Below are 17838 nucleotides of genomic sequence, written 5' to 3'. Positions count from 1 at the left end.
GGTCAGGACCCATAACCAGTAGATGAGGTTTGCTACGAGTGCGATGGCTGATAGGAAGACCTTGGAACAACGGTCATAGCGTGTCGCCACGCGCCTCCAATCCCTAAGCCTGCCAAACATAATCTCAATGCGGTTTCGCCGCTTGTATCTGCGCTTGTCGTACTCGACAGGCGTCTTTCGCTGCTTTCGCCCGGGGGTGCAGGCGCGTATCCCTTTGTCTTTCAACGCTTCTCGAAACCAGTCGGCGTCATAACCACGATCCCCGAGAAGCCAATTCACGTTTGGTATGCTGCTGAGCAGAGCCCGAGCACCGATTTAATCACTGATTTGCCCGGCCGTAACGAACAGGTTGAGCGGGCGACCCTCGCTATCACAGATAGCATGCAGCTTGGTATTCATGCCGCCCTTGGTTCTACCGATCAGGCGGCCACGCCCCCTTTTTTGCTGCCATACTGGTCGCAATGCGGTGTGTTTTGAGATAGGTCGCGTCAATCATGACTGTCGTCTCTTCGCCATGCTGGGCGGTCAGACCAGACATGATCCGTGCGAAGATGCCTTTCTCGCTCCAACGCGTCCATCGGCTGTAAAGCGTTTTGTGCGGCCCGTAAGCTTCCGGGGCATCTCACCAGCGCAAACAATTGCGATTGATGAAGATAATCCCAGTCAGCACCCGTGTGTCATCAACCCGAGGCTTGCCGTGCGACTTCGGGAAAAATGGGACAAGCTTCGCCATCTGCGCGTCGGTTCGTCAATAAAGATCGCTCATCTCTCCGCTCCGTTCTTGGAGCCGTGAGTCACGCAGCGCAGCGAAAATCAATGCATCCTGAGCCTAGCTATGGGGTATAGTGGTGCAGAACGGAATAGCGGGAAACATAGAAACGTGTTTTTAGATATGGTCAGAAAACATGAGTGTTCCGTGGTGCTCCAAGATTTTGGTTTTGGATTTCCCTCAGCGGCACCAGATAAATCCAAGTCAAACGGATTTCGGTCCTCGCAACGTCCGCTGCCCTGCCGACAGGCGCGTTAAGCGCGTTTCTCTCCGATCGAGGCGACACCCAGAACGTCCAGAACTTTCGCTTCGATATGCTCGGCATTCATGCCGGCCACCGCATACATGTCCGCGGGGCTGGCTTGATCGATGAAGATATCAGGCAAAACCATCGAGCGGTATTTCAGGCCCCGATCAAATACACCTTCATCCGCCAAAAGTTGAGCGACATGGCTGCCAAAACCGCCAACGGCCCCTTCTTCTATGGTGATCAACGCCTCGTGGCGGGACACCAGATCCAGGATCAGGTCACGGTCAAGAGGTTTGGCAAAACGAGCGTCGGCAATCGTGGGCGTTATGCCTTTGGCTGAAAGGGATTCCGCCGCTTTCTGAACCTCTGCCAGACGTGTACCGAATGAAAGCAGAGCAACTCGCGCACCTTCCCGGATAACGCGGCCCTTGCCGATTTCCAGAACCTCGCCGCGTTCGGGCAAGTCGACCCCGACACCTTCGCCGCGCGGATAGCGGAACGCTATGGGGCCTTCGTCATGCGCGGCGGCGGTCGCCACCATATGCATCAGCTCGGCCTCGTCTGCGGCAGCCATGACGACCATACCGGGCAGGTTGGCCAGATAGGCAATGTCGAACGATCCCGCATGGGTGGCGCCGTCAGCCCCGACCAAACCTGCCCGGTCGATTGCAAAACGTACGGGCAGGCGCTGAATCGCCACGTCATGTACCACCTGGTCGTAACCACGCTGGAGAAAGGTCGAATACATTGCGCAAAACGGCTTCATTCCTCCTGCGGCAAGCGCAGCCGAAAACGTCACGCCGTGCTGTTCGGCAATCGCCACATCAAAGCAACGTGACGGATAGCGCTCGGCGAACAGGTTGAGGCCAGTTCCGTCGGGCATCGCAGCGGTCACGGCAACGATCTTGTCGTCACGCGCGGCCTCATCCACCAGCGCCTTGCCAAATACAGACGTGTAAGAGGGCGCGTTTGAAGGTGCCTTCTTTTGCTCCCCAGTAACCACATCGAACTTGGCCGTGGCATGGCCTTTGTCGCGGGCCTGTTCGGCGGGGGCATACCCCTTGCCTTTTTTCGTCAATACATGGATCAGAATCGGCCCGGTTGCCCTTGATTTGACCGTACGCAGAACAGGCAGCAGCTGGTCCATGTCATGGCCATCTATCGGGCCGAGATAGGAAAACCCAAGCTCTTCGAACAGCGTGCCGCCCACCGCCATGCCTTTCAGCATCTCTTTGGCGCGCTTGGCGCCCTCCCGGAATGGCTCGGGCAGCAATGAGACAGCGCCTTTTGCAGCAGCTTTCAGATCGTGAAACGGTTCTTCGGAATAGATACGCGACAAATAGCTGGACAACGCACCAACTGGCGGCGCGATGCTCATCTCGTTGTCGTTCAGAATGACGATCAAACGCTTTTTCAGGTGGCCTGCATTGTTCATCGCCTCAAAGGCCATGCCCGCAGACATCGAACCATCGCCGATCACCGCAATTGCATCGCCCAGCCCTTCGGGCGTTACACCACCCAGATCCCGCGCAACAGCAAAACCCAAAGCAGCGCTGATCGACGTGCTGGAATGCGCCGCACCAAATGGGTCATAGGGGCTTTCGCTGCGCTTGGTGAAGCCGCTGAGCCCACCTTTCATGCGCAATGTGCGGATGCGATCACGTCGTTCGGTCAGGATTTTGTGCGGATAACACTGATGACCCACATCCCAGATGATCTTGTCTCGGGGCGTATCAAACACGGCGTGCAAGGCGGTGGTCAGTTCAACAACCCCCAAGCCAGCCCCCAGATGCCCGCCGGTAACGGCAACCGCCGAAATTGTTTCGGCCCGCAACTCCTGTGCGACCTGGTGCAGTTGCGCGTCCGAGAACTGCTTGAGATCCGCAGGGCGGTTCACAAGATCCAGCAGGGGCGTATTGGGGCGGTCAGACATGTGGCGCGTTCCTGGCTTAGCTGTCCCGGGCAATAACGAAGCGGGCGGCTTCCTTCAAGGTTTCCGCCCTCGGACCAAACCCGTCCAAAGCGGCGCAGGCCTGATCCACCAGCTCACTTGCGCGGGCTTTGGCAGCAGGCAGACCCAAAAGCGAAACAAAAGTGGCTTTCCCTGCCTCAGTATCTTTTTGCAATCGCTTGCCCGCCTTTTGGGCATCGCCTTCAATATCAAGGATGTCATCTGCGATCTGAAAAGCAAGACCCATTGCCCGGGCATATCGGCGCAACGGGTCAGGATCGGATCGGGCCATAACGGCGCCAACGCAGGCTGACCACTCGATCAGGGCGCCTGTCTTTCCGGCCTGAAGACGCGTGATTTCGTCCAGCGACAGCGGTTCGGCGGCCGTTTCCGCGGCAATGTCCAGCGCCTGTCCCAGCACCATACCTTGTGCGCCGCTGGCTTTGGCCAGGGTCAGGGCAAGGTCTGCGCGAATGTCTGCGGACCCAACCTGCGAACAGGTGCAAAGTTCAAAAGCAAGCGTCTGAAGGGCATCCCCGGCGAGAACAGCCGTGCCCTCATCCCACTCTACGTGAACGGTGGGCCGCCCGCGGCGCAGGTCATCGTCATCCATGCAGGGCAGGTCGTCATGCACCAGGGAATAAGCGTGCAGCGCCTCTATGGCCGTAGCCGGCCAGATCGCCCGGTCTTCTTCAACATCATGCAGTCGGGCACTTTCCAATGCCAGAAATCCGCGCAACCGCTTTCCGCCTCGGGTGGCATATGCCATGGCCCGGGTGACATCCACGTCTGCAAACGCGCCCAAAACCAGATCAAAATGGCTTTGAATGCTGGCAGCATCCTGCGCAAGTCTTTCGGGGAACATTCACATACCTTCGACAGGCGTCGTACCGGTCGGCTGACCACTGGCGTCCAGAGTGATCGCTGCGACTTTTTCTTCCGCGCGCTTCAACTCCTCCTCGCACCGCTTTTTCAGCGCCGCGCCGCGTTCGTACAGCGAAATTGATTGATCCAGCGCGACATCGCCACGTTCCAGCTGGCCAACTACGGCTTCAAGCTCTTTCATCGCCTGTTCGAACGTCATCTGGTCTACGGGGGTCTGGGTCATCGGGCTGCCTTTATCAATTCTTCCACATGGGCGCGTGTGGCCTGGGCCAGTGCGTTCAGATCATACCCGCCTTCCAGAGTCGAGACGATACGACCGTCGCAAACCTCGTCGGCAATCCTGCACAGCTCGGCGGTGATCCAGGCGAAGTCATCAGTGGCCCAGTTCAGATTGGCCAGCGGGTCGTCCTGATGGGCGTCGAACCCTGCGGAAATGATAATCAGTTCCGGCCTGAAGGCCCGCAAGCGCGGAAAGGCCTTCGTTTCATAGGCGGTACGCATCTCGGCGCCACCACTGCCGGGCGCCAGAGGGATGTTGAGAACCGTATCATGAGCACCCGTTTCCTCGGGCCGGCCCGATCCGGGCCACAAAGGCATCTGCTGACTGGTTATCACCAAAGCCCGCGCTTCATCCCACAACAGGTCCTGGGTTCCATTGCCGTGATGCACGTCAAAGTCGACCACGGCCACACGTTTCAAACCGTGATGGTCCAGCGCGTGTTTCGCCGCCAATGCTGCATTTCCAAACAGGCAGAAGCCCATGGCCGTTTCGGTTTCCGCATGGTGCCCCGGCGGGCGAATGGCACAGAATGCGTTCGAGGCTTCATCACCTAAAACCAGATCAACGGCCCGCACCACCGCACCCGCCGCGCGGTAAGCTGCGTCCACCGATCCCGGAGACAGGAACGTATCCCCGTCGATCTGTGCGAACCCGTCCGCAGGGCGCGCGGCCCGAATGTCGCGAACATAGCTCTCGGGGTGAATGCGCAGAAGATCGTCATCCGCAGCCATCGGAGCTGTCACCCGCTTCAGCTCCAGCGCTTCCAATGCATGCAGAATATGCTCCAGCCGCGCCACCCGTTCCGGGTGCCCGTCAGGTGTCACATGGCCCAGACAATCGGCGTGGGTCAAAAGGGCGGTTGTCATTGGGATCCCATCTTCATCTGGCTACAAATATCCTCGCCGAAGGCCAAAAAACGCCGCGCAGAGGCATCTCAATCCGGCGCAAGCATATACCCCGCGCCCCGCACAGTCTGCAAATAGCGTGGCTGCTTGGGGTCCTGTTCGATTTTGCGTCGAAGGCGCGTGATCTGCACATCAACCGCGCGCTCCTGCGCCTGACCTTTGTCGCGCCCCAGATCCTCGACCAGCTTGGCGCGGCTGATCGGCTCTCCGGGCTGGGCCGAGAATATCTTCATCAACTGGCTTTCGGTTGCGGTCAGACGGACCGGGTCTTCGCCCTGCCACATCTCACCGCGTTCAATGTCATAGCGGATGGGCCCGAGGTTCAGGATCTTCGCCGTGGTTTCTTCTGCCGGTGTTTCCGGCATCCGGCGCAGGATCGCATTGATCCGCAACAGCAGCTCTTTCGGCTCGAACGGTTTTGCCAGGTAATCATCCGCCCCAGCCTCGAGGCCCGCGATCCGGTGTTCCGTCTCGCCCTTTGCGGTCAGCAGCAGGATCGGTGTCGTATGCGTTTCCCGCAAAGCGCGGGTCAGACTGACACCATCCTCGCCCGGCATCATCACATCCATGACGATCATGTCGAAATCCAACCCCGACAATACGCGCCGCGCGTGGGCCGCATCCCGTGCCGCAGTAACCAGAAACCCGTTTCGCATCAAAAACTTCTTGAGCAGATCACGAATGCGCTCGTCGTCGTCAACAATCAGCAGATGGGCATCCATATCGCTCATGTGGTCGTATCCCGAAGTTTCGTATAGGCATGACGCATATCAGCATCCATCATTGCTTCAAGCACTTTGCGAAATCCAGCCACGGCTTCGGGACCGGCATCCTTGTAGGCGGCGCGCATTCTGGCCCGCTGAGCATCCGACAACGTGGTTTCCAGCGACTGCCCATTTTCCGTCAGAAATAGGTGGCGTTCGCGTTTGTCCACTGTACCCACGCGGCTTTCCACCAAACCATCCTCGATCAAGGTTCGCAAAACCCTGTTCAGAGACTGTTTTGTTACGCCAAGGATGGCCAACAAATTGTTGACCGTCGTGCCCGGCGCGCGGTTGATGAAGTGGATTGCCCGGTGGTGGGCGCGTCCATAGGCCATCTCTGCGAGGATGCGATCGGGATCAGCCGTAAAGCCGCGATAGGCGAAGAACATGGCCTCGATCCCCTGCCTCAATTGCTCATCGGTCAAAAACAAAAGGCTCTCGCCCCCATAACGCGGGGCCGGACGGATGTCGGACATATCATGCCTCATTCGTTACTACCGGGCCGAGTTTATGTCAGCGTTATTGACATTCCAAGAGTAGAGCGGTATCGAAATGCAGTTTTTGCGCAATATTATGTCCACACCGGACCTAAATCGCGCAACAATCGAAAACTCAACCCGGTTCAGGAGGTTTCGCATGGCGGGGTATGATGATCGTGATGGCACCATTTGGATGGATGGCAAGCTGGTGCCCTGGCGTGAGGCCAATGTGCACATTCTGACCCACGCAATGCACTATGCGTCATCGGTATTCGAAGGCGAGCGCGCATACAACGGCAAGATCTTCAAAAGCCGCGAACATTCCCAGCGTCTGATTGCCTCGGCCGAAGCGCTGGACATGCCGATGCCTTATTCGGTTGATGAAATCGAAGCCGCCAAGGAAGAAGCGCTGAAAGCCAGCGGTTTGCAGGACGCGTATGTGCGGGCGCTGGTCTGGCGTGGCTCGGGCGAGGATATGGGCGTGGCCTCGGCGCGCAATCCGGTGCGCATGGCCATCGCAGTCTGGCCTTGGGGTGCCTATTACGGCGATGCCAAGATGCAGGGTGCCAAGCTGGACATCGCCGAATGGAAACGCCCCAGCCCGGAAACCATCCCGGTCCATGCCAAGGCGGCGGGTCTTTACATGATTTGCACCATTTCCAAGCACAAGGCCGAGGCCAAAGGATGCTCGGACGCATTGTTCATGGACTGGCGCGGATATGTCGCCGAGGCCACCGGCGCAAACGTGTTTTTCGTCAAGGATGGCGAGGTGCATACCCCGCTGGCAGACTGCTTCCTGAACGGCATCACCCGCCAGACGGTGATCCAGATGCTGAAAGACAAGGGCATCACCGTGCATGAGCGCCGCATCAAGCCCGAAGAAATGGCTGACTTCGAACAGTGCTGGCTGACCGGTACCGCGGCCGAGGTCACGCCTGTCGGACAGATCGGCGAATATACATTCGAGGTCGGCGACCTGACCCGCCAAATCGCCGAAGACTACGAGAAACTGGTTCGCTCGTAAGCTATTGCCCCCGCTTTGTCGGGGGCTTTTTGTTGCCAAACGTGCAAATTTTTGTGCAAACCGTTCGGCCATCTGGACGGATTGCACAGAATGCGTATCTTCGGCACATGTTGGACCTTCTCAGCGATATTCTCACCCGCCTTTCCCTGCGCGGCACGTTTTACTTCCGCACGTCATTCACACCGCCCTTCGGAATTCAGGTGCCGGGGTTCGAAAACGTGGCGCGGTTTCATTTTGTGCAGCGTGGCGAGCTCAAGGTTCATGTCTCGACCACGGGGGAAACCCTGCGGTTGAGGCAGGGGGACCTGATCCTGATCCCCCACGGGGCGCCGCACGCATTGCTCTGTGCCGAGGTCAAGCCGTTGGACGCATTGCCCCTGGAGCAGGTGCTGGAGCGCGCGGGCTACACAGGCGAAGGCGTGCTGGTCTATGGCGGTGATGACGAGGAACGGGACACACAGCTGATCTGCGGTCATTTCTCTTTTTCCGGCCCGGCCGGCCGAAAAGGCACCGGGCATATGCTGATAGACCGCCTGCCGCCCTATATCCTGATCGAGAATTATGGCGAAGAGGCCGGATCGTGGATGGAAGCCACCCTGCGCATGATCGGCTCTGAGGTTTCAGGCGCAAGAATCGGTGGCGACCTTATCGCGCTGAAACTGTCCGAGGCCCTGTTCGCTCAGGCGATCCGGGCCTATCTGGAGCGTCAGAGCCCGCAGGATTCCGCATTGGCAGGATTTGCTGATCAGCGCATCTCGCGGGCCTTGACCGCGTTCCACCAGGCCCCGGCCAAGGACTGGAGCGTCGCGTCTTTGGCACGTGTGGCGGGTATGTCACGCACTGCCTTTGCTCAGCTTTTTGCTGAAAAGATGGACACTACGCCGATGCAGTACCTCACGGATTGGCGGATGCAGATCGCATGCCACGGCCTGACCGAGGCACGATGGAACGTGGCAGATGCAGCGGCCGAGGTTGGGTATGCCTCCGAGGCGGCTTTCTCACGCGTGTTCAAGAAACAGGTTGGGCTGTCACCGGCTGCGTACCGGGCGATGCATTGATCCCCCAGGTTTTCTGAACGATCTGCATAGTATCAGAAACGATCAGGAATTCAGCGTTCGGCTTGGGCGTCCTACCTTCCCTTTATCATTTATTGAGAAAAGGAAGATCAGATGTCCCTGCGTTTCGTGACCCGCTCTGTCCATGCTTACCTCGACTACCCTGTCGCCATTGCCCTCATGACGTTGCCGTTCCTGTTGGGATTGGGCCAATCCAATCCACTGGCCCTGTGGCTGTCGGTTGTCACCGGTGTTGCTGCGTTTGTTCTGACGGTACTGACGGACCACCACCTTGGGATTTGGCGGGTCCTTCCCTACAAGTTCCATCTGGCCATAGACTTGATTGTCGGCATCACCTTCCTGTTTGCACCCAGCGTTCTGGGGTTCTCAGGACTGGATGCGGTGTTTTACTGGTTGAACGGTGCGGCCGTGGTGCTTGTCATCTCGCTCAGCGCGCCCGAGCAGGAAGTCGCTGCATGAAACCGCTGACTACGGCTGTCCCAGTTTCACTGTAATGCTTCAAGTCCGGGCCGCCGGGATCACCAACCGGCGGCTCGTTTTTAAAAAAAGGTCTGGCTTCAAGGGCATGCTCTCACCGTCTCAACAGGCCATCCGGCTGCGGCTCGCAGCTGCCTCCGAGCGGTCCGTTGTTTCAGCTGACCCAGGTTCGTCCCATTCCAGTCACTGATTGAACCCGCACTGACCTTGGCACGTTTCACCGAGAAAATAAGGTTTTCAGCCTTTGATGAGCCGCTCGGACGAGCGTGAAGTCGCAGGTTTGTCGTGGACTTTCAGCAGCCAATACGGTTGGATTTCGCCATTTCCCTTGATATTGATAACCTCTCGTCTCTCGCAATCCACATATTCGGCTATCTCATCTCTTACCTCGGGTGAGATTTGAACGCGCCCGGGCTCTCCGGTGCTTTCCATTCTTGAGGCGATGTTGACTGTATCACCCCAAACGTCAAAAAACGGTTTGTCGCCGCCGATTACACCTGCGATTACCGGGCCTTTGTGAATTCCGACCCGCAGGGACACCTTTGGATGCAGATTGTCTGTCACCCGCTCGACCGTCGCAATCATATCAATCGCCAACGCCGCCATGCGAACAGAATCCGGTTGCCTCTCTTTGACCGAGGGGTCCAGACCACCTGCAACCATGTAACTGTCACCGATGGTTTTGATTTTCTCCAGCTTGTAGCTCAAAACCAGTTCATCGAATGCTGAGAATACGGAGCCCAGCAATTTGACCGTCGCCCTTGCCCCATTGGCGGCCGCGAATTCAGAAAATCCAGACAAATCAGAAAACAGAATTGTGGCGTCATCAATTCTTTCAGCAATTAGCCTGTCCGGATGTGCTTTGATGCGCTTGGCAATACGTGAAGGCAGCAGAACATTTATCAACCGCTCGGAAACAGCAAATTCCTTTTCCAAAGCGTCTTCGTAACGATCTATTGCGGCATTTGCAGAATAGGAGGTGAAAAAAAGCGCCGAGACGATTCCCAAAATCAGCACAATGAAAATAACATCTTGAGGTTGCCTTACAAATCCGTCCCGATATGACTGCGCAATAATATCCCAAATCGTTTCGCCGGGCGGTATGTGCAAAGGAACGACAAGCGATATATAAATAAACAAAGCTGCGCTGAGGATCGTTATCAGAGTGATCCAACGCCAATATGCGGCCCCTAGAAAATAAAAAAGCAAGGGCGGACCGACAAGCAAGACCAGATGATCTTCACCGTCTTTGCCGACGCTGATGTCATGGGCCAGAAACAGGAACAACCACACTGTAAAATAAGCGACTTTGACCTCAAGGCCGAAGCGATCCAGCGTCATCGTCAAAAGCGCCGCGAAGCCAAGACCAAAGTTTACCCATGCGAGATATCTCCAGTCTGGTCCAAGTTGGAACTGGTAGAAAGCTGTGAAACCGAACCCAAGCGACGCAATAAAGGCAGCAACGTTAACAACCTGCATCTTTCGTCTTATTTTTCCATCGTCGATCGGATTTTCAGAGTCCACAATGTGTTTCAGCAAAGCATCGCCCCCGCGCCAACTCTACGCGAAATATCCCCCAAATCCCCATCTTAGTCGATAAGCCCCAGGTTGTTTGTTCAGAAGCTACTTTCGCGTCGCGACGTCAACACAGCCTGAACCGCTTTTGGCCTCGCGCCCGCAAACGGGTGCCCTACCACCCTGAAAACCGGCCATTGGATCAAGTTGGCAACAGCAATTCAGGTGGTGCAGTTTTCAGGGCCTCCAGTTTGCTCTGAATGATTTTCGGTGATTTCTGTTCCAGATAGTAAGCAATGGTTTCCACACGAATTCGAACAGATCCGGCAGGTTTCGTCTCATCGAGATCCTGAAACACGAAGAAAAGCGTTCCAAGCGCTTCGGTAATTTCCTGGACTGGTGAATAAGTCGGCTGATCCATTCCGCATTCATAACTGGAGAACCGGATTGAACAGGTTATCCACGGCATAATAGATCCATAGCGTGCAGCCCACAGAAGTTCGTTGGTGTTTGCGCTGTGGGATGTTTTCCAAATATCCGAAATGTCAAAAGGGCTTTGAATTCGGCCAGCTTTGATCAGATCGCCGTATAACCAATCCAGTATCTCTGCGTCCAATGGCAGGTACTGACCCCAGAGGATCGGATAACCAAAGGCCTGCAACTCACTTTCGATGGCGTGGCCAATTCCGGTGTCCATGTGGTACGGGCGGCCCAAGGCCAGGATGCAAGGTCGATGTTGTGTGGCGCATTCGGACAGTACCGCCAGACTTTGCCGCCGCAGACTCTGATCAAACTCTTGAAGGGCGTCATAAGCTTTGGCAACCGCAGCGCGCAATTCAGCCAAGCGCAAGTCGGTGATTACACCCTTCAGGGCGTCGTACAACTGCCGGGTCGCAATTTGTGGGTCTGCCAAGGACACGGCCGGCGAAAGATAATGTACGCCCAGTTCCTTGAACACGTCCTTTTCCCGCCGAAATCCGGCTCGTGTACTTTCGGGGCCGGCAATGACGCGTGGGCAGGCCATGTTTTCCCGGACATGGCCCCGCAAAAAGGATGGGACAGTCAGGATTATGGGAACGAACAGGATATCAATGGGGCGCTTTTGCCCGTCCAGCAATTCACCATAGTGGCCAGACATGCACTTGACGGGGTAACAGCAATCAACAGCACCACGCCCTTTTCCGAATTTCAGCTGCTGTGCTTCCGACGTGTCCGACGAATAGACGATATTGCGGCGACCTATTCCCAGTTCAACGAACAATGTCGTCCAAAACCTGTGCGTCGACCACTGGTTTAGGACCCGAGGGATGCCGATCCGAAAATCCCGCTTGGGTGGTTTGGACTTAGCGAAAGGCGCCTTCGCGAACGCTTTCTGCAATATTTGGATTGGCATTCGCTTCCTCGTCGATTTGCTTTTTTCGCGCTTTCATCTCGGCTGCGTCTTCAATCAACCCTTTCGAGCAAGAATTGCCGGTAATCACCCGCTCCCACCCTTCCGCCAGAGGAACCTTGCTGTTTGCCCGGCCACGACCGCCGGGGATCTGAACATCCACAAAGGCCCGGCTACAGTTCATCGCACACCACTTGCAGGTGGTTTTGCTGTTGGTTGTACTGACATATTCCAACTCTTCGACGCGGTCGTGCCCGACGAACCGGGACGTTTGCCCGGTGTTCACATGTTCAAGCGCAAGAAGGGCGGCGCCCAACGCGCCAGCTTCGCCAGCATGAGGGTGCACGGTAATTTCCGCGTCAGGAATTTTACCCCTGATGAAATCGATCTGGGCTTTGACGACCGCCAGGTTTCGATGTGTTCCACCTTGCAGGACAAACTTCCTGCCGATGGCCTTGAGGTTCTGAAACTGCCCGGCATAGACCCAAACATTCAGGGGCAGGACCGCAGCAAGGCTTGCCATGATTTCTTCTGCCGCCCATCCTTTGCGTTGCTGGTTCACGATGTCGGACTGAAGGAACACGCCGCACCCCATCATCAGTTTCGGCATCCGCTTGGCGCTGAAGGCTTTTTCGGCATAGTCCTCAAGCCGGACATCATAGCGTTCGGCAACGCCTTGAAGAAACGCCCCATTGCCGGAAGAACATTGGGAATTGAGCCGAAAATCGACGACCGCTTTCTGCCGCAACAGCATGATTTTGACATCGGTCCCACCGACGTCGCATATCGCGTCTGCATCGGGATGTATGTGCATGGCAGCAGCCGCATGTGCGACAGTCTCAACCACTGGCACGTCCGCCCCCAAAATATCCTTCAGCAGATCTTTCCCATACCCCGTCAGGCCAAGAGCGCCGATATCCTCGATCCCTGCGTCACGCAACTTGCGGAAAACGGACTTGGCATCTTCGATCGGGTTTCCCTGACTGTGCTGATAGACCGAAGCCTTGATTTCCGCGTCGCGGTCCAACGCCACCGCCTTGACCGTGGTGCTGCCGAAATCGCACCCGACATAGTATGTCTCGGCCGCAACGGGCTGGGGCATCTGGATCACGGGTTGGGTAAAATCCTCAAGGAACCGGACGAGTTCACCGTTCCGGGCCAAGGCCTCTTGCCCGGTCTTGGCCTTTTCACCGTGTTGGCCCGTTTCCACCCACCATTTCAGGCCATCCGTGCCGGAATAGGCCCGGGATACATTTTGTTCCCGACGAGAGATCTCGACGCAGCCGAGGCTTGCATAGTACAAGGCATCGCCGGGAACCAGGATTGCATCGGTGACGCTCTGTCCTGCTTTCAATACGACATTGCGCTCGTCCCAGAGCGCGGCCAAATGGCTTGCCCATGCCTGCTGAAGACCTTGAAAGAACATGTTCGGCCCACCCAGCAAAAGCACCGATGGTGTGGGGGTGTTGCCTTTTGTCAAAGTCGCCAGGTTCTGCCGCACGACCGCGTCAAACAAGCTTGCGATGATTTCGGTCTTGGGAACTCCGGCCTTGACCAGACTGTTTGCGTCAGTCTCTGCAAAGATCCCGCATTTAGCGCTGATCCGATGAAGGGTTTGACCATCGAATGGCAGAGTGGTCAGCTCGTCCGGGGAAATGTTCAGTTTTCGTGCGGATTTTTCGATAAATGTGCCCGTACCGCCACTGCAGGCTGATTGCATATAGACCTGCTTGGCCTTGCCTGCGGAGGTTGGCGTGAAGAACAACGTCTTCATGTCTTCACCGCCAATTTCAGACACGAAATGCACATCCGGATGCAACGCTTCGACAGCGGCGGCGACGGCGACAACTTCCTGGATTTGCCGCGCGTTCACATGATCTGCCAGTGTCCCTGCCCCGGATCCTGTAAACGTGACAACATCGCGACCGGCGGTCAGGCCGGCCTCCAGCTCCATCTGCGACAGCAGTTCAAGGGTTTTCTCGGCCTGGCGTGTTTTGTGACGACCATAGGCTTTCCAGATGACTTCGCCATCTTCTACCACGACGCCTTTTACAGTTGTCGATCCAATATCTACCCCAGCAAATTTCACAACGTGGCATTTCCCAGCTCAAGCACGACATTGGATGCGGTACCCACGGCGCCACGATGGGGAACTTTCCAAAATGGCGTGTTGACCTTGGGATGCTCTTTGGCGCGCCTTCTGGCCTCGTCCGCTGTCAACCCGGCGGCGGCAAGAGCAGATTCAAATTCCTCCTGCGCGCGGATCTTGGCGTCCGCCAGCACCATCTGGCACCGCGACAAAGCATGTACGTCGCTGTCCCCTTTTACTTCGATTGGGGCATACAGCATGTCGGGATACCGGCCCTGTACGGCCGCCATTGCGCCGATACTCATAGTGTTGGGAAGGCAGCCATAGGGCGACAGCTCGCAAATCATATGTGCCTTTCGCTGGGTATGCGCCCAGATCGCCTTGGCGATCAGCAAATCACCTTCACCCCCGTTGATCATGTTGTCAAAAAAAGGAGCCGCCAGTTCCCGCAGCTTGTCCTGATCGGGCATCGGGCGGGGAACGCCCCCAAGCATCCGGCGCATCTGATCGTATTTGAACCTGAAAAAGCGCCGCCCAAGTTTCAACAGAGCATAGTTCTGACGCGCTTTGTCTTTTATCCCGAAGCCCAGCTTGAGCTTTTGTCCGCCATACCGCATCAGGTAATCGAACCATACGACCATCGGCGCTGGCTGAACTTCGGCGCCTTCGCCTTCAAGCCATTTGTGCATATTGTAGTTCTGCACCCCTTCGGCGGTGGCCAGATAGAACTCGCCGGTGATTTTGACCATCGGCTTGACCCTCAATCGATCAAGCTGGATGTCTTCAAAATGACCGCGCGCACGCCTCATGGCCTTCAGAAAGCGTCGGGTCGTCGAATGCCACAGGACTGATCCCCATTTCGGCATTTGCTTAGGCCTGCTCAACATGGCGTCGTATATCTCGGAAACCGCCTTCTGCGCCGCCCTGTTGGTCGCGCCTTGCTCTAGCTCATAGGGCCGCAGCTGGTATTCCAGATCCTGAATGGCATCCGCTGCCATCATGCCCAAGGCAGTGCTCAGCAGCAGGTGAATATCAGTCTGCAAACCGGCGTCTTTGCCTTTCGACTGATCGATTTCATGCTGTTGAACCAGAAACATCCTGAACGCCTCGAGCCCCAGGTTCTTCAGCGCAAGCTCATAGCTTTGGTGATATTGACCGAAACGGCAGGCCCCGCAGGCCCCGGCGGTCACATAAACATATTTTTCGGCCACTTCGTCAGCACCTATAGCCTCGGCTTCGTTTCTGAGAAAACTCGACAAGTTGCCGGTCGTGAAGGCGGTGGGGCAGCACTGTCCGACATCCGCCAGTTCACGTCCAAGGTACAAGTCTTCAACTGTCACATCAGGCAGGCGCTGCGCATTGTAACCCGCACTTTTGAACAGGCCTTCCAGCAGTTTTTCGGCGCGCCATGTGACCCCACCAAACAACAGGGTGACATCCTTGCGCTGATCCGCAGTAAAAGGACGAGGTTCGTAAGCCCTATAGGACTCTTCCAAAATACGACTCATAAAAATACCCCCCAACCAACATAACATGTATTTACAATGCACAATATATTATTCAGAGATCGCCTCAGGTATTGGGAGTCCGTGTGAAACAGGACCATCGGAAATTCAGGTTGCCATGGACGCCGGTCAGGTACTCTCAGCCTGGAAATCCATCAAATACCCAGGAATCTTTTTGCATTTCCTTCAAAAAAATCAGGTGCAAAAGGACTGATCTGTGGATCGCTGAAGAACGTGTCAAATTCGATCAGGTATTCACGGGTTCTGCCGACCATCAGAGGCATCGCCCAATCCGTTCCAAAACACACTTTGTCCCGAAAATGGTGCGGTGCGCCCGGGGTGCTGTTGCCGACTATGACGGATTTTAGCCGATGGAATATCTTTGGCTTGATCTGTGGATCCAGAATTCCCAAAATATGACCCAAGCCAAGATAGACATTGTCGAAATCCTCAACGAGGCGAATAGCACGATAGGCAAATGTTTGCTTGAAATGGGTGTTGTCTGCTGCCCATCCCATCCAATCTACTTTTTTTGCGCCACCACCATGAGCCAGGAACAACCAAAGGTTCCGGGCATTGTGGGTCTCCATCGCGTGCTTCCATAACGCTGGATCGGAGTAGATTCCGTATCCTTCCTCCACCTGAAACCCCATCGGGTTGCAATGGGCAAACAAACGCAGGTTGTGGCTGGAGAAATGGCGAATGATGTCACCCATCTTGGCCTGTGCCATCGGGTAGGGCGCAGGGTTCGATGCTTTTTCTCTGTACTTGTCCAGACTTCGCCCAGAGGCGACCGGGGTCTGGTAGCCGCGCATATCGATCGGGCGGATCCCCAAGGGCGGATAGATTTTGTAGCCCGTTATTCCGAGTGCAACGCCTGAATCGACGATCTGTTTCCAGTTCCCGCCTCGAAACGGGTCAACCGCACCAAAATTGATCAATTCATTCGGGTTCTCAGCCGCGAGCAACTGCATCCGGTCCATTTGTTCGGTGAAGTCAAAATACGGCGGTAAGAACCCAAGCATCCCAGGCTTCTTGAGTTTTTCGAAGGCGCGGTGCATATCCAGCAGGACGCCCACGAAAAGGCTGGCTTCCGGGTCACTCGGCTGACCATTCTTCTTGAAATCCCTCTTGAGCGCTTTGAACCGGTTTCGCTCGGACAAGGTCATGATGACAATGAATTCAAGCAACTGAAAGATGCTACCGATTTGATCGGTTGGAATGCCTGCGGCACGAAAGCCTGCATCAGAGCTAGGTTTGTACAACCCACCCGAGCGCATGTGTTCAGCTTCATGAAAGAAATCGCTTTCTGCCGCTTTTTGACCAGCGACCCTGAAGGCCTCGGCCATAAACCGATCCAGCAAATCAGGGTCCGTGCCACTGTCTCCAAAAGCGGACCTGTCAGAAATTCTGTCACCGCCCACAAGCTGAACACCTATTGGGAGGTCGCCCGCCCTTGAATAATTGATATCATGGTCAATATCGTTCAGGGCTCGGATCAGCTCCTCTATGTCCTTCCAATCCCGGTGGCTGGGGTTGGGTGTCGATTGAAACTCTCTAATCTTCTCACGAACCGGATGTGCAATGGCCCGCATAAGCTGGTCCACATCGTGATTGAGCAATGCGTCGATCAAATCGTCCTGATCAGGTTCTTCCGTCGCGGGTCTGCTGAAGTCGCTCATACGGGTCACACGAACCGCCAGCACGGCCAAGCCAAGCGAAAGCCAATACTGCGATAAGAACGAGTAGAAGATACTGTGCAACGGCAAATAACGCGCCGTGAACAGGTGGGTGTGCATGTCAATAAAGGTGTTTTTTCCAGTCATATTTTTGGCTCCACGAAAAAAATTTCAGCCGAGAATTTTCTGTATTCGTATGACTTTGCTGTCAAAAACCGGAAATGGCTTTTGACCTTAATCTGCTGAGTTTAAGGTTTTTCGAAAAATTTTGCAATTTTCGAGCCCGGCAAGCCGCTTCGCCGAGACCGAGTTGAGCAGTGATTTCTACTGTTAGTTCATGTGAGTTGGAAGCAAAGTTCTTTAACACCGAAAGTCGAATGAAGTTAAATCCGTCGCTTAGAGCCTTGTTTCCGCTCGGTGGGCAGGTCCAAATAGGAATTGACTCATCGATGCCTACCAACCGTTCAACCAATTCGAGTCTATTAGCCAATTGAGGATTAGTTTTGGATCAAACGGCCCAGAGGACGTTTGTGGATCCAACGGTGGCTTTAAGAATTAGTTACGGGAGTAGGATTTGAACCTCTGACCTTCAGGTTGTGAGCCTCACTGTCGTATGTTTGCCCATATTTGCTGAAATTATTTCTTGTATTTTTTATCAATATGTTACGTGTTCTTTGGCTTGTTGCAAGCATTCCCTACATTGTCCAAAATTGCTCTCCGGTGTGAGCCTCCCCAACTGAACGGGTCCACCGTTATGTTTAGGAAACGGAGGACTGAGAATGGCAAACAAGCGACCGAAG

The 17838-nt window shown here is 55.6% G+C and carries 14 protein-coding genes and 1 pseudogene; 3 read left to right on the top strand and 12 right to left on the bottom strand.

All coding sequences use genetic code 11. The features are described from left to right. The 7 genes and pseudogenes from GOW56_RS21200 to GOW56_RS21170 all read right to left on the bottom strand — a co-directional run. Window positions 1-733: pseudogene (locus GOW56_RS21200) on the bottom strand (IS5 family transposase); the annotation flags it as partial. Between the two features lie 290 nt (window positions 734-1023). Beyond that, window positions 1024-2952: a 1-deoxy-D-xylulose-5-phosphate synthase gene (gene dxs / locus GOW56_RS21195; RefSeq protein WP_171207120.1), complete on the bottom strand. Its 1929-nt coding sequence runs from the start codon at window positions 2950-2952 to the stop codon at window positions 1024-1026. 16 nt (window positions 2953-2968) lie between these two features. Next, on the bottom strand, window positions 2969-3835 hold the full coding sequence (locus GOW56_RS21190) for a polyprenyl synthetase family protein (protein ID WP_171171902.1): 867 nt from the start codon (window positions 3833-3835) through the stop codon (window positions 2969-2971). Beyond that, window positions 3836-4078 carry an exodeoxyribonuclease VII small subunit gene (locus GOW56_RS21185; RefSeq protein WP_171207119.1) on the bottom strand — a complete coding sequence of 81 codons (243 nt, stop codon included), beginning with the start codon at window positions 4076-4078 and terminating at the stop codon, window positions 3836-3838. Then, window positions 4075-5001 carry a histone deacetylase family protein gene (locus tag GOW56_RS21180; protein ID WP_171207118.1) on the bottom strand — a complete coding sequence of 309 codons (927 nt, stop codon included), beginning with the start codon at window positions 4999-5001 and terminating at the stop codon, window positions 4075-4077. Before GOW56_RS21180 ends, GOW56_RS21185 begins: the two co-directional genes overlap by 4 nt. 68 nt (window positions 5002-5069) lie before the next feature. After that, window positions 5070-5771, bottom strand: a complete 702-nt coding sequence (locus GOW56_RS21175) for a response regulator (protein ID WP_152459691.1) — start codon at window positions 5769-5771, stop codon at window positions 5070-5072. Beyond that, complete coding sequence (locus tag GOW56_RS21170; RefSeq protein WP_171207117.1) at window positions 5768-6280, bottom strand: MarR family winged helix-turn-helix transcriptional regulator; 513 nt, start codon at window positions 6278-6280, stop codon at window positions 5768-5770. The genes GOW56_RS21175 and GOW56_RS21170 overlap by 4 nt, the downstream gene beginning before the upstream one ends. A gap of 160 nt (window positions 6281-6440) precedes the next feature. Between GOW56_RS21170 and GOW56_RS21165 the strand changes: the two genes are divergently transcribed. The 3 genes from GOW56_RS21165 (at window position 6441) to GOW56_RS21155 (ending at window position 8842) form a co-directional block, all read left to right on the top strand. Further along, window positions 6441-7307: a branched-chain amino acid aminotransferase gene (locus tag GOW56_RS21165; RefSeq protein ID WP_152459689.1), complete on the top strand. Its 867-nt coding sequence runs from the start codon at window positions 6441-6443 to the stop codon at window positions 7305-7307. Between the two features lie 107 nt (window positions 7308-7414). After that, complete coding sequence (locus tag GOW56_RS21160; RefSeq protein WP_171207116.1) at window positions 7415-8365, top strand: AraC family transcriptional regulator; 951 nt, start codon at window positions 7415-7417, stop codon at window positions 8363-8365. 111 nt (window positions 8366-8476) lie between these two features. Continuing rightward, the gene (locus GOW56_RS21155; protein ID WP_171207115.1) at window positions 8477-8842 is read left to right on the top strand and encodes a hypothetical protein; all 366 of its coding nucleotides are present in this window, start codon (window positions 8477-8479) and stop codon (window positions 8840-8842) included. Between the two features lie 255 nt (window positions 8843-9097). Here GOW56_RS21155 and GOW56_RS21150 read toward each other — a convergent pair whose 3' ends face one another. From GOW56_RS21150 to GOW56_RS21130, 5 genes are all read right to left on the bottom strand, one after another. After that, window positions 9098-10399, bottom strand: a complete 1302-nt coding sequence (locus GOW56_RS21150) for an adenylate/guanylate cyclase domain-containing protein (protein WP_171207114.1) — start codon at window positions 10397-10399, stop codon at window positions 9098-9100. A 178-nt stretch (window positions 10400-10577) separates the two neighbouring features. Then, window positions 10578-11768: an acyl-CoA dehydratase activase-related protein gene (locus tag GOW56_RS21145; protein WP_171171913.1), complete on the bottom strand. Its 1191-nt coding sequence runs from the start codon at window positions 11766-11768 to the stop codon at window positions 10578-10580. Continuing rightward, window positions 11719-13854 carry a BadF/BadG/BcrA/BcrD ATPase family protein gene (locus tag GOW56_RS22150; RefSeq protein ID WP_171207113.1) on the bottom strand — a complete coding sequence of 712 codons (2136 nt, stop codon included), beginning with the start codon at window positions 13852-13854 and terminating at the stop codon, window positions 11719-11721. The genes GOW56_RS21145 and GOW56_RS22150 overlap by 50 nt, the downstream gene beginning before the upstream one ends. After that, window positions 13851-15362 (bottom strand): hypothetical protein, encoded by a 1512-nt coding sequence (locus tag GOW56_RS21135; protein WP_171207112.1) that lies wholly within the window; start codon window positions 15360-15362, stop codon window positions 13851-13853. Before GOW56_RS21135 ends, GOW56_RS22150 begins: the two co-directional genes overlap by 4 nt. 152 nt (window positions 15363-15514) lie before the next feature. Further along, window positions 15515-16708, bottom strand: a complete 1194-nt coding sequence (locus GOW56_RS21130) for a hypothetical protein (protein WP_171207111.1) — start codon at window positions 16706-16708, stop codon at window positions 15515-15517. Window positions 16709-17838 lie beyond the last annotated feature (1130 nt).

This window comes from Ruegeria sp. HKCCA0235A (genome assembly GCF_013033235.1).
Taxonomy (GTDB): Bacteria; Pseudomonadota; Alphaproteobacteria; order Rhodobacterales; family Rhodobacteraceae; genus Ruegeria.
Note: the sequence above shows the minus strand (reverse complement) of the source record. Positions and strands in the feature narration are given on the sequence as shown.

Excerpts from the sequence above, each read along its gene's own strand:
- GOW56_RS21190 (WP_171171902.1), bottom strand. The coding sequence starts at position 3,835 with ATGTTCCCCGAAAGACTTGCGCAGGATGCTGCCAGCATTCAAAGCCAT.
- GOW56_RS21130 (WP_171207111.1), bottom strand. The coding sequence starts at position 16,708 with ATGGCCGAGGCCTTCAGGGTCGCTGGTCAAAAAGCGGCAGAAAGCGAT.
- GOW56_RS21165 (WP_152459689.1), top strand. The coding sequence starts at position 6,441 with ATGGCGGGGTATGATGATCGTGATGGCACCATTTGGATGGATGGCAAG.
- GOW56_RS21175 (WP_152459691.1), bottom strand. The coding sequence starts at position 5,771 with ATGAGCGATATGGATGCCCATCTGCTGATTGTTGACGACGACGAGCGC.
- GOW56_RS21185 (WP_171207119.1), bottom strand. The coding sequence starts at position 4,078 with ATGACCCAGACCCCCGTAGACCAGATGACGTTCGAACAGGCGATGAAA.
- GOW56_RS21155 (WP_171207115.1), top strand. The coding sequence starts at position 8,477 with ATGTCCCTGCGTTTCGTGACCCGCTCTGTCCATGCTTACCTCGACTAC.
- dxs (WP_171207120.1), bottom strand. The coding sequence starts at position 2,952 with ATGTCTGACCGCCCCAATACGCCCCTGCTGGATCTTGTGAACCGCCCT.
- GOW56_RS21170 (WP_171207117.1), bottom strand. The coding sequence starts at position 6,280 with ATGTCCGACATCCGTCCGGCCCCGCGTTATGGGGGCGAGAGCCTTTTG.
- GOW56_RS21135 (WP_171207112.1), bottom strand. The coding sequence starts at position 15,362 with ATGAGTCGTATTTTGGAAGAGTCCTATAGGGCTTACGAACCTCGTCCT.
- GOW56_RS21145 (WP_171171913.1), bottom strand. The coding sequence starts at position 11,768 with ATGCCAATCCAAATATTGCAGAAAGCGTTCGCGAAGGCGCCTTTCGCT.
- GOW56_RS21180 (WP_171207118.1), bottom strand. The coding sequence starts at position 5,001 with ATGACAACCGCCCTTTTGACCCACGCCGATTGTCTGGGCCATGTGACA.
- GOW56_RS21160 (WP_171207116.1), top strand. The coding sequence starts at position 7,415 with ATGTTGGACCTTCTCAGCGATATTCTCACCCGCCTTTCCCTGCGCGGC.